At 32.0% G+C, this 14,202-nt stretch carries 25 protein-coding genes; 4 read left to right on the top strand and 21 right to left on the bottom strand.

Features of this window, described 5'->3' with window-relative positions:
* The first annotated feature begins 76 nt into the window (after positions 1-76).
* On the top strand, positions 77-451 hold the full coding sequence (locus KXZ66_RS09755) for a YoqO family protein (protein ID WP_101502251.1): 375 nt from the start codon (positions 77-79) through the stop codon (positions 449-451).
* A gap of 15 nt (positions 452-466) precedes the next feature.
* Here the strand turns inward: KXZ66_RS09755 and KXZ66_RS09750 are convergent, their stop codons facing one another.
* On the bottom strand, positions 467-688 hold the full coding sequence (locus KXZ66_RS09750; RefSeq protein WP_101502479.1) for a hypothetical protein: 222 nt from the start codon (positions 686-688) through the stop codon (positions 467-469).
* Positions 689-886: 198 nt separating this feature from the next.
* Here KXZ66_RS09750 and KXZ66_RS09745 point away from each other — a divergent pair, with 198 nt between their 5' ends.
* Positions 887-1,165, top strand: coding sequence for a hypothetical protein (locus KXZ66_RS09745; RefSeq protein ID WP_159376867.1), 279 nt, complete (start codon positions 887-889; stop codon positions 1,163-1,165).
* Between the two features lie 197 nt (positions 1,166-1,362).
* On the opposite strand, the gene KXZ66_RS09740 is transcribed toward KXZ66_RS09745, so the two are convergent.
* The 5 genes from KXZ66_RS09740 to KXZ66_RS09720 form a co-directional block, all read right to left on the bottom strand.
* On the bottom strand, positions 1,363-1,542 hold the full coding sequence (locus KXZ66_RS09740) for a hypothetical protein (protein ID WP_229042887.1): 180 nt from the start codon (positions 1,540-1,542) through the stop codon (positions 1,363-1,365).
* Between the two features lie 83 nt (positions 1,543-1,625).
* Positions 1,626-1,823: a hypothetical protein gene (locus KXZ66_RS09735; protein WP_219144918.1), complete on the bottom strand. Its 198-nt coding sequence runs from the start codon at positions 1,821-1,823 to the stop codon at positions 1,626-1,628.
* A gap of 130 nt (positions 1,824-1,953) precedes the next feature.
* On the bottom strand, positions 1,954-2,148 hold the full coding sequence (locus tag KXZ66_RS09730) for a hypothetical protein (protein WP_003231036.1): 195 nt from the start codon (positions 2,146-2,148) through the stop codon (positions 1,954-1,956).
* 111 nt (positions 2,149-2,259) lie between these two features.
* Positions 2,260-2,457, bottom strand: a complete 198-nt coding sequence (locus tag KXZ66_RS09725; protein ID WP_017697045.1) for a hypothetical protein — start codon at positions 2,455-2,457, stop codon at positions 2,260-2,262.
* Between the two features lie 69 nt (positions 2,458-2,526).
* The gene (locus tag KXZ66_RS09720; protein ID WP_017697044.1) at positions 2,527-2,745 is read right to left on the bottom strand and encodes a YopT family protein; all 219 of its coding nucleotides are present in this window, start codon (positions 2,743-2,745) and stop codon (positions 2,527-2,529) included.
* A 182-nt stretch (positions 2,746-2,927) separates the two neighbouring features.
* Here KXZ66_RS09720 and KXZ66_RS09715 point away from each other — a divergent pair, with 182 nt between their 5' ends.
* Complete coding sequence (locus KXZ66_RS09715) at positions 2,928-3,152, top strand: helix-turn-helix domain-containing protein (protein WP_004399410.1); 225 nt, start codon at positions 2,928-2,930, stop codon at positions 3,150-3,152.
* 188 nt (positions 3,153-3,340) lie between these two features.
* On the opposite strand, the gene KXZ66_RS09710 is transcribed toward KXZ66_RS09715, so the two are convergent.
* The 14 genes from KXZ66_RS09710 to KXZ66_RS09645 all read right to left on the bottom strand — a co-directional run bounded on the left by KXZ66_RS09710 (position 3,341) and on the right by KXZ66_RS09645 (position 11,893).
* Complete coding sequence (locus tag KXZ66_RS09710) at positions 3,341-4,318, bottom strand: phage lytic cycle repressor MrpR family protein (protein WP_019712299.1); 978 nt, start codon at positions 4,316-4,318, stop codon at positions 3,341-3,343.
* A gap of 23 nt (positions 4,319-4,341) precedes the next feature.
* Positions 4,342-5,724: a DNA sulfur modification protein DndB gene (locus KXZ66_RS09705; RefSeq protein ID WP_144453796.1), complete on the bottom strand. Its 1,383-nt coding sequence runs from the start codon at positions 5,722-5,724 to the stop codon at positions 4,342-4,344.
* A gap of 106 nt (positions 5,725-5,830) precedes the next feature.
* Entirely contained in the window at positions 5,831-6,907 is a 1,077-nt protein-coding gene (locus tag KXZ66_RS09700; RefSeq protein WP_219144917.1) for a tyrosine-type recombinase/integrase, read from the bottom strand.
* The gene (locus tag KXZ66_RS09695) at positions 6,897-7,109 is read right to left on the bottom strand and encodes a helix-turn-helix domain-containing protein (RefSeq protein ID WP_019712296.1); all 213 of its coding nucleotides are present in this window, start codon (positions 7,107-7,109) and stop codon (positions 6,897-6,899) included. The genes KXZ66_RS09700 and KXZ66_RS09695 overlap by 11 nt, the downstream gene beginning before the upstream one ends.
* A gap of 48 nt (positions 7,110-7,157) precedes the next feature.
* Positions 7,158-7,475 carry a hypothetical protein gene (locus tag KXZ66_RS09690; protein WP_061891116.1) on the bottom strand — a complete coding sequence of 106 codons (318 nt, stop codon included), beginning with the start codon at positions 7,473-7,475 and terminating at the stop codon, positions 7,158-7,160.
* A gap of 2 nt (positions 7,476-7,477) precedes the next feature.
* Positions 7,478-7,678 carry a hypothetical protein gene (locus tag KXZ66_RS09685; protein ID WP_004399418.1) on the bottom strand — a complete coding sequence of 67 codons (201 nt, stop codon included), beginning with the start codon at positions 7,676-7,678 and terminating at the stop codon, positions 7,478-7,480.
* 327 nt (positions 7,679-8,005) lie between these two features.
* Positions 8,006-8,131 carry a lysogeny pheromone peptide AimP gene (aimP, locus tag KXZ66_RS09680; protein WP_009967508.1) on the bottom strand — a complete coding sequence of 42 codons (126 nt, stop codon included), beginning with the start codon at positions 8,129-8,131 and terminating at the stop codon, positions 8,006-8,008.
* Positions 8,132-8,144: 13 nt separating this feature from the next.
* Positions 8,145-9,305, bottom strand: a complete 1,161-nt coding sequence (locus KXZ66_RS09675) for an AimR family lysis-lysogeny pheromone receptor (protein WP_219144916.1) — start codon at positions 9,303-9,305, stop codon at positions 8,145-8,147.
* 141 nt (positions 9,306-9,446) lie between these two features.
* Positions 9,447-9,779, bottom strand: coding sequence for a hypothetical protein (locus KXZ66_RS09670; RefSeq protein WP_159376874.1), 333 nt, complete (start codon positions 9,777-9,779; stop codon positions 9,447-9,449).
* A 49-nt stretch (positions 9,780-9,828) separates the two neighbouring features.
* Complete coding sequence (locus tag KXZ66_RS09665; protein WP_219144915.1) at positions 9,829-10,524, bottom strand: hypothetical protein; 696 nt, start codon at positions 10,522-10,524, stop codon at positions 9,829-9,831.
* A 4-nt stretch (positions 10,525-10,528) separates the two neighbouring features.
* Positions 10,529-11,224 (bottom strand): hypothetical protein, encoded by a 696-nt coding sequence (locus tag KXZ66_RS09660; RefSeq protein WP_159376876.1) that lies wholly within the window; start codon positions 11,222-11,224, stop codon positions 10,529-10,531.
* Positions 11,225-11,280: 56 nt separating this feature from the next.
* Positions 11,281-11,412 (bottom strand): hypothetical protein, encoded by a 132-nt coding sequence (locus tag KXZ66_RS09655; RefSeq protein ID WP_219144914.1) that lies wholly within the window; start codon positions 11,410-11,412, stop codon positions 11,281-11,283.
* A 10-nt stretch (positions 11,413-11,422) separates the two neighbouring features.
* A complete protein-coding gene (locus KXZ66_RS09650) occupies positions 11,423-11,638 on the bottom strand; it encodes a hypothetical protein (RefSeq protein ID WP_010328081.1) in 216 nt (71 codons plus the stop codon).
* A gap of 3 nt (positions 11,639-11,641) precedes the next feature.
* Positions 11,642-11,893, bottom strand: a complete 252-nt coding sequence (locus KXZ66_RS09645) for a hypothetical protein (RefSeq protein ID WP_219144913.1) — start codon at positions 11,891-11,893, stop codon at positions 11,642-11,644.
* A gap of 70 nt (positions 11,894-11,963) precedes the next feature.
* On the opposite strand from KXZ66_RS09645, the gene KXZ66_RS09640 reads away from it, so the two are divergent.
* Positions 11,964-12,143, top strand: a complete 180-nt coding sequence (locus KXZ66_RS09640; protein ID WP_003231000.1) for a DUF8096 family protein — start codon at positions 11,964-11,966, stop codon at positions 12,141-12,143.
* 429 nt (positions 12,144-12,572) lie between these two features.
* On the opposite strand, the gene KXZ66_RS09635 is transcribed toward KXZ66_RS09640, so the two are convergent.
* Positions 12,573-14,156 (bottom strand): hypothetical protein, encoded by a 1,584-nt coding sequence (locus KXZ66_RS09635; protein ID WP_219144912.1) that lies wholly within the window; start codon positions 14,154-14,156, stop codon positions 12,573-12,575.
* Positions 14,157-14,202: the final 46 nt, after the last annotated feature.

Here is a 14,202-nt window from a genome sequence, read left to right as displayed (position 1 = left end):
TTAATGTGTATCATCTTGAGAAAATCCCCTTTAATTGGTAAACTCATACTTAACTTACATAAGAGTAGGTGATTCCTTGAGTAAAACAATCGGTATTACTGGGTTTTTCTTAAGCATAGTAGTGCAATCATTTTCGGCGAATGATTCGCTATCCCACAAGATCGCTACGGGTTTATTATTTGTATCAATTGCAATTTATAATTTTGACCATGCTAAAGATTATTCCAAAGCATCCCTTGTCGTAATATGCCTCTCCTTTTTCGTACTTGCTTTGAGTATTCACAAGCTGCTTTCCTTTTCTAATGACCTATTTGACAATGTGGATATAAATTTCGGAGTAATATTCATCCTTCAAATCACACTAATAATTGGATCTGTAGCAATAGCTATCAGTATTATGAAATTTATCTGTGATCGTCTAAAAAAGAAACCTAACGGTAAAGAGTGTTAATCCCTCTTTGCCTTTTTAAGATAAATACTTCTTCTTATGTGGCCTTCTATGTACAAAATCAAATGCGATATCAACTTTCTCCGGTTTCCTTTCCTCTGTTACTCGCTTCGTAACAACAATCAGTTGACCATTTTCTTGGCGATCAATACTCTGAACGGAATATCCTTTAGCAGCGTAATATTCACCGATAATCTCATCCACGTGGTTGCTAGGTAGATTCCTTTTTATCACTAGTATAACCTCCACTTATTTTATTTTTATTCTATCTTTTTTATGATTCCATCCTATAATCCATCTCTCCATTTGCCTTCTCATCTATCACGACATTAACCGACACACATTTTCCATATATATGGGAGTAATTTCGCTGTTTTGGCAATCGTCATAACCATATAATGTAATTGTAAGAAAAAATTATATGAATGGGGGATTTACATGAGTTACAAAAAAGTATTAACAGGTGTTGCACTATCGGTTGGATTACTCGTTTCTGCTTCTCCTGCATTTGCTACTAGCCCATCTACTATGGTTAAAGAGAATAACATTGTTCAAGACGAAATAAGTGTGAAAGCATTGCATACAAAGTATATTTACCATCACAATATTAGCGATTTTAAAAATATTGAGCCAGACGATAACGGTATAAACTGGTACCTAAAAGGCATTGAATATAAAGATGGATGGTATGTAGGGAAGTACCAAGCAAATTATTGATTTATTAAGGGGGGGAACCCCCTCTTTCATTATTAGGAGATTTTTTGTGCTCATTGTTTTCAAATACCCCATAAAACACCACAGTTATAAAATATACTTATGTCTTATATCACCCTAAGTTAAACCATACAGTATCAGTTATATATTATTTGATGTAGCCTGCTCTTTTGTCCTCCGTTCTGAATAAAATAATCCTTTTATTGTGATTTATTTTCCAACGCTTTTAATTCTTCTTCATACAAAGGTAGAATAGCCTTTTCGGCTTCGACCTTAGACACACCATGCTGCTCCATATACGTAACAATATCCATTCCAATGTTATTTCCTAGCTCAGTTTCCCAAACTATGTGATCAGCCATAGCAAGATTTCCATCCATTAAGTAGTTCATCCCCTCTCTATATAAAACAGTCTTTTTATCCAGTCGCTCTCTGCTGATTACTCATCACTTGTGGCTTCGCTTTAGCGCAATTTGGGATTGTTTATTATCTTATTAAAGCAGTTGTCAGTAACTTCAATTCTCGGGAGCAGATACTCACCCAGTTCTGTACGTGAATCCCAACTCACTTCTTTAATACTGGCAATCATCCCTTTTTCATCAATGGAATACTGAATCGCAATTTTATCAGCTCCACATTCATACCTTTGTCTAATTTTCATCGGTACCCCTGCCTATCTTCGAAAAGTTATGTATTATTTAATTATCCCTTAGTCATTTCTTTACTTCTCTTTAAAACTTACATTTTATACACTAATTTTAATTTTGTTACCTTAGTGAAAATTACACAATTCAATATGTACTTACTTCTTTGCCCTTACTTTCTTCTTCTCTTAACATATCTTCAGCTATATACATCCCCTCGTAAGCATAATCAATTATTGAATGAAATTCTCCGATGACTCTTCGTAAATTTTCCTCTTCTTTGTATGCTTTTAATCGCAGAATCGTTTTCATTAATTTATCGAGCTTTTCATCAAGCAACATAGCTCCCTTTACCATCTCCTATATACATATTATTTGTATTTGAATAAACTATAACCCATCATTTAATATCTGTCAATTAGATTCGGCCAATTTATGTGACCGAATCTAATTTTAATCTGAGAACATAAAGATCAATTCATTGATGTCATCCCTAAGCTTAACGAGGCTTTGTGGTGTAACTGAAATTGTAATATCTAATTTCTCTCCCTTGAAACCAAGTAGGAATTGATAATGTTCTGAAGTCAGCAATTTTTTTGTAAGTTTCAGACTAACCTCTTTGTAATTATCTTGATCAACAAATATATTCAAAACAATACCTTCATTCTCCTCTTGCTGCTGATTACATTATGTTTAATGGAGTCTTTCTTTTTTTTATTTTTACTCAGGCAATTCTTCTGTATTTGTTATTTCATATTCCATATCACTTAATTTAAAATTTTCAACTGATCCGTCAGCTTTTAAAAACGAGACTTCTTTAGATAAAAGTAAATTTTCACAAATCCTGGTTACCAATGTTTCAGAGACTTCTGGACTATCTGCTTTGTTTTTGAGTACAATCTCCAGATTCAGTTCAATATTGTTTAAATAACCTGCCATCCTCATTCTCCTATGTTCAATTTTCTGTGATAAACCCTTAAGGTGTTAAGGGAACGTGCGTTCTGTTTTGTATAATCATTATACATAGAAAGTAGGTGTTATGCTAGTGGTTATTTATCGGCTTCGTATGGTATGATATGTATTATGTCTTTCCATAACAGAACGCAGGAGGATGTCCGATTATGATTAAAGTTGAGATCGGGCAATGCTTGATACCTGAATTATGTAGAAAGAAAGACATTACAATCAATGAACTTTCAGAGATAACTGGGATTAAGAAACAGCAGCTGAGCGACTATAATCGATTAGTTAAAGTAGATATGTCTATTCGAACTGCAAAAAGAATTGCTGCTGCTTTAGATTGTAATGTCGAAGACCTCTATGAATTCAAGGTTGAAAGGCATTGAAACGACTAAGACTTTGGTCTTGGTCTCCTCCTTAGTAAACCATATGGTTTACATGACCATCTTACTACATTTAAACATGTATTTAAAGTGATTATTTTGTCTATTTTTGTCGAAATGCGAATTTTTTCACAATTTTTTGAGATAAAAGAAAAATCCATTTAACCAAAATAGTCAAATGGATTTCATATTTAAATGGTCGTCTCTTTTAGACCTAGTTCTTCTGCGTAATATTTATTAACTTCTTCCTCATTAATATAATCTTGCATTGAATAAACTGCTCGATATTTGGATTTCACTCTTAAATTAAAGTCATCTATAATCTGATACCTTACAGAGTTATCAATAACCCCTTTTTCTTTATAAAGCTGATATGCTCTATACAAATGACCAGATCTAACAATAGTATTTGGTGTTAAAAAGTTAATTTTAAAGAACTCAGATATATCAGTAATTAGATTAGTTATGACAAATTTACTTGCTTGGCCGTCTCCTTTGTTGGACGTTCTTTTTGTTTTAACTACATAATCATTTTCAACTAAAAAGACTTCTTTTGTTTGGCCTTTTGCCTTCCCATTCTTTAATTTATATTTAGTTTCCTGAGCTGCATTTAAGGCAATAACAAGACATTCACTACTAACTTTTAGTTTTCGTTCACCGTGCTTTGAATCATAGAGGGTTAAAACGTTACCATTTAGCATCGCATCCTCAACTTGCTTTTTGGTTAAACTTAGCAATTCAGAATGAGCTAAACCTGAAACCCCTTCAAACAACAGCCTTAATACAGCCTTTGATTGATAGTTAACTAATTGATTTTCCATTTCCTCTAATTCACTATAAGTAATATATAATTTTTTGTCTCCGAGACATTCATAAAGCTCTTCTTCAGAAATAGTTCTTGCCAAATTGGTTAATCCTTTACTTAACTTATATGAAATTGCCCAATCAATATACAATGACAATAATGCTAAGGTTCTTCGAACACTACCAATAGTGGTTTGATCGAATGATCGTATAAGTTCTAAAATTTGCATTGATGTGAAATCATAAATGTCTTTATTATATAAAGTCTCAGTAATCTCTGCTTTTGCAAAAATAGGCCTCATCTGCATAACCATACCCTCAGATAAGGTATCTAAATATTTTTCCTTAATCTCATTATTGAACATTGCAACAAACAACTCCTAAGTAATTACTCGTCTATTTTTAAATTGTTAAAGAAATTCCATATCTTTTGTGGTGATTTAGCATTTCCATTCTTGTCTACTACACCTAATTCATCCCACAATTTATTTTTCTTACTAAAGTCTATAGAGCTTAAAACATCGGTAATTTTACTTTCTAAATCATCTAGACTTACTCCATCTAACTGCAACTTCTTAGCTAATCCCACATAACCATTAAAGAACAAATAGTTGTTTACAAAACTTCTCTTCCGTTCTTTTGCTATATCACCTAAGAACTCATCTACATATTGTGTAGCTAAAGCATCAAAGAAAGATGTAAGGTATCTTGCAGTTTTTAAGATGTCTGCCTGAGTAGAAAAATCTTTTTTAGAATAGCTTCTTTCAATTGCCTTTTTGAAGTCAGAAAAAGTTATAAGTAAGTTTTGATTCTGATTTATCCAGTCTCCATTTGTCTTTATATAATCACCAATTATGCTATTATCCTGAATAAACTTAACAATTTTATTTGAATAAACATTTTGACTCATCTCAGCTACTTTAGATTTCTTCACTGGATTTATTGTATTTTGTTGCCCAAAATGCTCTCTCGCCCTTTTTTGAGTGTAGTTATAGATGTCCACTTTAAAGGTTTCTTCAAACAAATGATCTAACTCAGGATGCTGTCTTATAGCCATAGTAATGCCTATTAGCCGGTGATACCCGTCTAAAACGTCTAAAATGGTGTCTTCAGTCACTGTAAGCGACATAGTGTCGTCATCATATTTTAATTCTTCGCCACAACTTGCGCTTCCAACACGTGCATTAAACGTGAAAACTGATTTAATTAATTTCCCATCTAAGAACAGTTCCTTTATTTCTTCAACCGATTGTTTATTGAGCTGCGGTACAGGTATCTCAATATCTGAGCCCTCTAGTTTTTTCGTTTTGTTCGTTCTTTGAGCATTAGGATTATAGTGCAATAACTTATTTTCAAATAGCATAAACAACTCTTTAGCAGTGATGGGGAAGAAATAATTATCATCCGAATACTTTACAACTTGTTTGAATGTATACGGAAATTTTATATCTTCCTCCACAGATCCTTCCCATAACGTTTCAATTTCTCTCATATCCGTTTCTGTGAAGTAATTTCGTGGATTAAACCTTTCACTTTCAAGAACTGAGTATAGTGACTTGGCTAAAAAGTACATATATTCTTTAGAAATTTCGACTTCTGGATTTTCTATATCGTAAATTAATTTTTGTGTTGTCCCTGGAGTAATTTTATTTTTAGCCATCTCTAATTGAATATCGTTAATAAAAGATCTTATGTGTTTATTTTTCGAGATAGCATCTTTCATTTCTGAAAGCAGTTTCTCATTTGCAGACTGATCAAAGATCACTGTCATATAGCCTTTCACCTCATGTCATGTTGCTAAATTTAAAGTTACCAAAGGCAATCTGGTTAATCAAGAAGAATTATCATTTGAACTGAGTAATATACCGAAAAAATGATTAACGCTCATTTACATGCTTTATAAACTTTTTTAATGTAGCTAGATCAGTGTTTTCAAAAAAACTAATAAAATCCTCTTTAGTTGCTTCATATAGTGGATTTAAATCAATTTTTTCATCCATTGTGACACCAGCAGAGTTTGCAATGTTAATCTTTCTGCTCATATATCTCTCTGTTGTTAATGTATTTTTATGATTTCCTTGTTCTTTTGCTGCAAGTAAATCGTGACCAGAATTCTCATAGACATAGTCAATTCCTACACCCTTAAATGAGTGTAAGACTAATTCTCTTTCAGGAGGTATACCTAACCTTTTTTTCGACCTTTTCAAGGAGTGTCGTAATGATTGTTCCGAAAGCCCCTGAAAAACCAATTCAGTTTCGCTGACATCCTCTTCCTTCAGCTGCAACAATTCCTCATAAAATACCTGGTTAATGCCTGTAGACACAACCTGAGATCCTTTATCAATAACTGTTACTATATAATGGCCTGTACTTTCATCAAGCTGTATGTCTTTCCATCTTACTCGCAAAATCGCACTTACACGAAAAGAAGTTCTGATGGCGAATTTAACAAACAGCTTTTTCATTAAAGGTTTCTGTCTTTCATTTATATACATATCCTGAGCGATTCTTTCGGCTTCTGTCTGGGTTGTTTTATCCCAGTTTTTAGTTACTGTTTTAAGCCTTTCGACAGTATTAAACACCGACAAGTCAATATAGTCCTTATAATCATGCTCCAAATATGTATAGAGCATCTTCAGGGAGGTCATTTTTCTGTTAATACTATTATTAACTAATCCCTTTTCCTGAAGATACTTCACATAGTTGCTTAATTCGCTTTTACTTACAACTAAATCATCGGGAACTAAACTTTTGACATCTTTACCTTTAATCACACTAAAGAACTGCTTAATATCCCCTTCATAATTCTTTCTGGTGTTCGACACCCTTCTAGTTGATGAAGGCATCATATAGTTAGAATTCCCTGAGCTACTTCTTATATCTTTATTGATTAAAAAGCCCTCGATATCATCGTAAACCGCATAATTTTTTAATTGTTTAACTTTATTTTGCATTATCTTCTCCTCCTTTCTCATCCAATAACTCATCAATAGAGACATTCAATACCAGAGCGATAAGCTTTATGGTTGTAACATCTGATTCATCTGGCATTTCAATGATTTTGTTTAATTTCTGAATATCAATCATTGTCTCCCTCGACAATTCCTCTATTGTGATGCCACGTTTGACCAATAGCTGTTTTATTCGCTCTGACATGTCAACCTCCTACTTTTTATGTATACTATAGATTGCAGTTCGTATATGTTATGGTTGATAAATAAACTCTTCAAATTCAATTGCAATGTGTCGTTTTAAATTCTTCACAAAATGTATTAGGGATATAAAATGCGGATTATTTTCAATGCTTCTTTTTAATCCATCTCCACCTAATAATACTCTATTTAGATCTTTTAATAATGCTGCTATCTCTATTTTTGCACCATGTAGATCATCTTCAGTTTTTGCATTAACAATCATTTTCCTAATGTTTAGTACACTCTCTATGTAAGTTTGTTTAGCATTTAAAACAAAATCGGCATCAATATCTTTATGATTTGTAGACCTAAGTTCTACAACATGCATCATTAATCCTCCTTGTATTCGCTTAGCAATTTCATGTATCCTTTAGTTAGTTGTTTTCGAACATTTTCATTCTTCATTATTTTTGACTTTTCAATGCTTTTTTCATGAAAAAACAAATCATTTTTAACTAAGCTTTCAACTTTCTTTTGGTAAATGGTTTTATGCATTGTCATACTGTTTTTTAAGTAACTAATTGCGGACATACCACCAACCTCCTATATACATATTTTTTATCTTTTACATCTATAGCAATTGTAATGCATTACAAAAGGGAAGTAAAGATTTTTTTAACGACAAATAGCACATTCTACGCAATTTTTTTTGCGAATGTGCTGCTTTGTAATGCATTTCATTTAATTAGGGTGTATGTATTTGAAGTTGATCACTAGATGTTATTAAAACCTAATATTTAAGTGATGGCCTTAAAACTACAAAAGACGCTTAGCTCAAAAGAGCCAAACGTCTTCCTTTTCTCTGTTTAATTTAATTAAATAAATAATAATACTAATAACTTTATGTGTCAATGGATTTTATGCTCCACGTGGCATTCCAGCAACCTCATAATCACCTGAAGCTTGTTGGATTGAAGAATCTGCACTTATGTAAGAAGTGCCTAGTGCGCCCAAGATAACTAAAGCCATAATAAGTTTTTTCATTGTCTCACCTCCTTTAAAGTAAAAGTAATTTTAAAAGTTTTTGATTTTCACCCATCTTTTGCAGTTCTAACAGTGGCAGCCTAATAAGGAATTTGTCATTAGACTTTTTAAAATACTCGATTGAAGAATAGAAACATGCTTTATTTTGTTCGAGTCTTCCTTTCAAATAATAATGCATTGCAAGCTCATTATCGTTGTGAACTAAAAGATCTAGTTTATCCAAAACTTCTTTTGCTTTGGAATTTTCATTAAAGTTGATAAAACAATGAGCTTGCTCCTGCAAATCCATAATTGAATCAGCTTCAAAATTAATCCACTTATTTTCTTTGCGCCATACATTATTTAAGAAGCACAAAGCCTGCTGGAAAATCATGTTGTAATTTTCATTTTGAACAGAAACGCTTAGCCCTTTTAAAAAGTTTTCTTGAGCCAATTCATAATTCGAAAATAATAGAGAGTTGCCAATAGTTAAGTAGCTGAAAACCTGAAATCTCAGGATATTTGTACTTTCCAATGCCTTTTTAGAGTACTCTCTGCACTCCTCTAATGAATTTTCATTTAACTTTATATTAGACATTAGAACATGAACTCTTGTTTGATATGTATTTCTAATGTACATGTTCTCAGAAATCTCACTTAGGTCAATTTGTTTTATAAGTTGGGCCATCGGAGAAAAGTTACCAGTGCTTAAATAATGATAAAGCAGCAAGAGTCTTGAGAAAGAATTCATTTCAGGTGTTTTTATATTTAATTTGCCGAGTCTTTTCACTGCCTCAAATTCAGTAATAACACTGTTAGACAGTTCTCTATGTATTTTATACACTTTTCCATATTCTTTACTTTTCATATTGCTGCAAGAAATCATTGAATCTATTAAAACATCTTCTATTTCAAAAAACATATTTGCATCAGCATACTCCAATGCACTTCTAGCTGCCTTTGTCTTAACATCTAGGTTAAAACAGTAATCTTTCATTAATTCATATTCACGGTCTGGATACTGACTCTTAACAATGTTGACTATTGAAGAAAATTCATTAAATGTTTTCCCATCATGGTTTAAGAAGTCATAAAGAGGATTGGGGTTTTTAAGGCCAGCTACTGTTGCCCATTTATTCATTAAAGAGTTGTCATTTTCCAAGTCTTTCTTCATAGCTATCCTTATTAACTCCATTATTTCCCCTCATTTCTTTTTGTTGTCTTTATTGGTTAACTTAATAATACTATAGATCACATTACGAGTCAATTATTTTATACATATTTTTTGTATTTGTATTCTCTTTAAAATTCCTATTTTATCTAAACACAATGAGGGTTAATCCTCATTGTGCATAATTGGCCAAACGCAACTTTCTACTCTCTTCTTTAGTTCTATTTTTGTCTTATTGTCTAATTTATTATATAGCTCCCTCATAAGCTGGCGTTGATTAATAACTATTTCAGCAAGCACTTCTCTATTTGCTTTCTTTAGTTTTGCTTTAGTTAACAACCACTCATCTTCATATCCGATAAACTCAAGAAGCAGTGTTTCTAGCTCGTTAACTTTACTCTCCAACCGATTTTTATACTCAGCTCCAGCTTTAAAACCTTTTTTGAAGTATTCACTTTCTTTATTTTGTTTCTCAATGTTGTTCATTATTTCATTCATATTGGTTTCTCCACTTCTAATTTAATACCCCTTTGAAATAACAAGCTCTTTATTCAAAAAGGTCTTTAATTGACTCTAATAGACTTCCATCAAGAACTTTTTTCGTTAAAAACTCTCCTGCTGCTCTTAATACTCCTTGAATGAAAAACAGCGAATATTTACTTTTCTTCTTATCCGGTTCATCAAACGTACCCGGTGTTGAAAACTCAATTGTTCCGTTATTAAGTATTCTTGCTTCGCCTTTCTCAATTTTTCTGTTTAAAACTTGCAATGATTGATCTAGTGTCAAATTATTGTGGCTAATCCTCAAATGCAGATCTGATGTAAAATTATTAATTTGGCTATACAATTTTTGACGATTTAATTTATTATATATGTGTTCATTTGCAAAGTTTCTCCACGATTCATCTTCTGTGGAAAGATCACTTATATTTAAATTCGTTAAAGAATCTAAAGATGCTCTAGTTATATAATAAGAAATTTCCTGGAGCTTTATTATTACCGCTGATACACTTGGAAACTCTCTAAATATCCTTGCTGGTTCACCAATCACAATTTTTAAAATTTTATCACCGGTGTTAAAATAATTTTCAAAGTCCTCTTCTGTTATATTTGAGCCTTTATTGATATCTTTGTAGTGACGATAAGAGGAGAAGTATTCAATAAATACTACATCATCATTAACTTTCCATTTTTCAACAAATGAAGCACCGTTAATAATTTTTAAATACTCACTGATTAACAATTGTTTACCCTCTACTTTCTTTTTCAATTTTTTTAATTATGTAATCAAATAAAATAATGGCCTTTAATGAGTTTTCTTTTGTTCCATATTCAATATCCCCTCCATGTAATATCGCATGGCGACTAAAAACAGGAATGTTCTGATTATGTTCAAATCCATTTAGTACAGTCTCTATATAAAATTCTTCAATTTCTTTGTCATAGTTAAAGAGCTTCTGGTTAACCAATATACTCTTTAGCTTATCCTTTACTAAAGAAAAGTTCATTTTTCCAACATGCCCAGTTCCGTCAGCAATCGCCCCTTCAAGTTGACTTAGGAATATAGGTATGGAAAGAAAAAACAAATCGTTATTGTGTGCAAACACTGCTTCCTCTAACAAAGGAACCCTACGCTTTAGCCAATCTATGTTACTCCAGCTTTTTAATAAGTATTTAACTCTAAAATGGTCATAATATTTAAATAGAAGATTATAAAATTCTTTCTCTTTGTCTCCTTCCGAATCAAAAATCTTTGCTACATCAATTGTTAAACGAAGTGGAACGTTTCCATTTGGCGGAAACCCATGACTTATCATTACACTCTTATATTTAAAATCTAAAGGATCTAGCATTTTATTTATATTTTGTTCAAAATTCGTTAGAAATTTCTCGTTAAAACTTTTTATTTTATGAGAAAATTCATTTGCTTCTGTTTTAAACACGAGTGCACTCTCCCCTGCCTGTATTCTTCTACCTTTCTATTGTTGTTTACAACCCTTTAAAGCCGCTTCCATTCAACATACTCAAATCGCTTTTGATACAAGTCTTCAAGTATAGCAGCCCATTCAATCCATCCTTCAGCAACAATGCTTTTCTTTTCCCCATCCTCAATCCACTCTATCCAATACACCTGAACACTCCTAACGCTTTACAACTTGAATTTCCCTTACCTCACATTGGACATTACACTTTGTTTTAAGCTCGCTTGCAACCTCAATGACTTCATACATTGTTTGCAATTTAGAAGCGCCGTGGAGGTCACTAGATGTCAAATAACCGTCCTCATCTAACTTAAATGATTTGAAGTATTCCTTGTTTTCAAACTGCAGTACATAAAAATAATCAATCAAAGGCATAAATCAACCTCTTTTAAATAATTTTGTAATCCTCATTACTAATGGCAACATTCCAATTAACATGAAAAAAGCAATAACGTTAAGCTTATTTTTGAAAAACAGGCTGGCCAAATTCCTTTCCATACCCGTTGCTGTTTTTTTATCCATGAGTTCTTTAAACTCATCATCATAGACCTGATCAACAAAAATAAACTTAATGCCAGTCAACAATCCAACTCCTAGCCAGATAATTAAAAAATAAGCAAAACCAATCATTTGTTCCCTCCCTATATCGAACGGAATTTGATATTCTTGAGTATGTTGAATAAATTATGTAGGTGATCTTGTGGAAGAGAAATACGAAACAAACGGGTATGATACTTCAATCGTTTATGATTACAAAGAATATCCTGATGTAAAATACGGTCGCTGCGACAATTGCGATTACACATTGTTCAAAAGCTCTGTAAAAAGTGGTATATTCTTGCGCGAATGCCGGCGTTGCGGTATGAAAAAGAGCATTTAGTTTAATGCTCTTTTTATTTAAAACACTTCAATTATTATAAGCTTTAAATTAGTCCTCAGTTTTAAAATAAATTAATATTCATCTTCAAAAAAACTGCTTATTTTTATCGCTATGTCAAAAATAATTAATACAATCGTCATTGCTGTTACGAAATAATTTACTATAGGGAGAAAAATAAGTAACCAATCCTTGCCGCTAACTTTTCGTCCAAGCCCTGCCCATCTGTTCGAGATGTTATACTTATACAGTAGCCCAAGATATGAAACTAACGCACAACAGATATAAAAACCTATCATCACGAAATCCCTCCATTTGTTCCATTGTTGTTACAATGAAGTCTTTTATTTTAGGTTTTTAGCATTTCCCATCTTGATCACTCGCTCAAATTGTTACTGTATATTAGTACTCATAAACCTATAAAACAGGTTATTAGAAGAAAAAAGTGTAAATTTGAGTAAACAAATCTCCAAAGTTATCTTTTGTTTCCTCACTTAATTGAATGTAAAGTGAGACAGCAGCAATTAATGTAGCAACGATAGACAGAATTACAGTGATTATCGTTAAAGAAAAAGTAAATCGTCTAAGTGAATTATTTGTTTTAATCTCTAATAAATCTACAGTATCATCAATCATTTTTGAAAAATGTTGTGAGTGGTTATATGTTTCCTCCACTAAATAACTAGTATTATCAACAATCATTTCAGCAACTTTTATATTGTCAAGCCGTGGAGATTCAAATCTAAACGTTTCCCTTATAAACTCTTTTATTCTATTAAAATGGTTATTATTAATTTCATATTTAAAACGTTTAAGGATCTTTATATTTTGTTCCAACTCATATCTAACATTAATTAATTTTCGATATTTTGGTTTTGCTTTTTTAATTGATTTAAAGGTTTCACTTTGTATAACCGCTACCTTCTTACTTGTATCCTTTGCATATTCTCTCATGACCAACATAGGGAGGTAAGCGTCAGAAAAGTCTCGTAATTTGTATACAATTTGATGTTCAAGGGAACTATACATTGGCTCTCTTTCTATTTCTGTGTTACATGTAACTTTCAATGAACAGTCAATAAAATGAGATCCCCTCTCATATGGGTATAAGCTCCATACACCATCTTCTGAAATATCTTGATAAGAATTATCCATACCAACTGAACCCCAAAAATGATTTTGCTTAATACCTGCCTCTTCTTTGATTTTGCAAGTTAATTGTTTTAATTTATAAACATTTATACTAGGGGGAATTAAATTATTACCTATGAAATACATATCAAAATAATTACTGATTACTTTCATCGTTCTCCATTTTAATTCTATCAATAAGTCCTCTAATAAATTCCTCTTAATTGTATAACTGGGGACTCTACTTATCCCCCAAGATTTGAAAAAATTCCTAAAATAAGGCGTAAAAGGAGTAAAAACAATGTGATCCTTCACGTCATTTTTAACAACTTTTTTATATTCTTTTAGAAAATGATCAGCAGGAGTAATCACAAATTGTAAAATCACAGATGAAGAAGTAATTTGGCAAGCTTGAACATTTAATTGTTTAACAAAGTTAGTCAATGTCGTTTCTTTTCCGATATCGATAAACCCAAAGTTGCTCCAGCGTTCCCCGTGAATGCTTTGCTTTACTTTGTTACAAAAATTATCTATTCTCTCTTGTTGACCATGTTCATATCTCGCAGGGAATTTTTTTATCAATTTTTTTAAGCCTTTATTTAGTTTATCAATATTCTCAATTGGAATATATTCAGCAACATATAATGATAGTAAATCCAGCTCAATATCATTTGGCATTTCTGTTGTCCATTGGCTAGTCTCCCAAAAGCTAATGTCTTCCCTTGCTGATTTTAAAACTTTAGGAACAAATTTTGATTCAACAGTGCAATCTTCCTGCAGTTGTATTTTTTTTATATATGGTACTAGAAGATCAGTGAATTTCTTATTAAATTTTTCTTTATGACTTAGCCTCTTTTGGCTATGAGGGTTTTTTATCTCTATCATTTAAACCTCCAAAAAATTGTGGTGCATCTATTTTTTAAAAAACCGG

It is taken from the genome of Bacillus sp. LJBS17 (assembly GCF_019334685.1).
Lineage (GTDB): Bacteria > Bacillota > Bacilli > Bacillales > Bacillaceae > Bacillus > Bacillus subtilis.
Note: the sequence above shows the minus strand (reverse complement) of the source record. Positions and strands in the feature narration are given on the sequence as shown.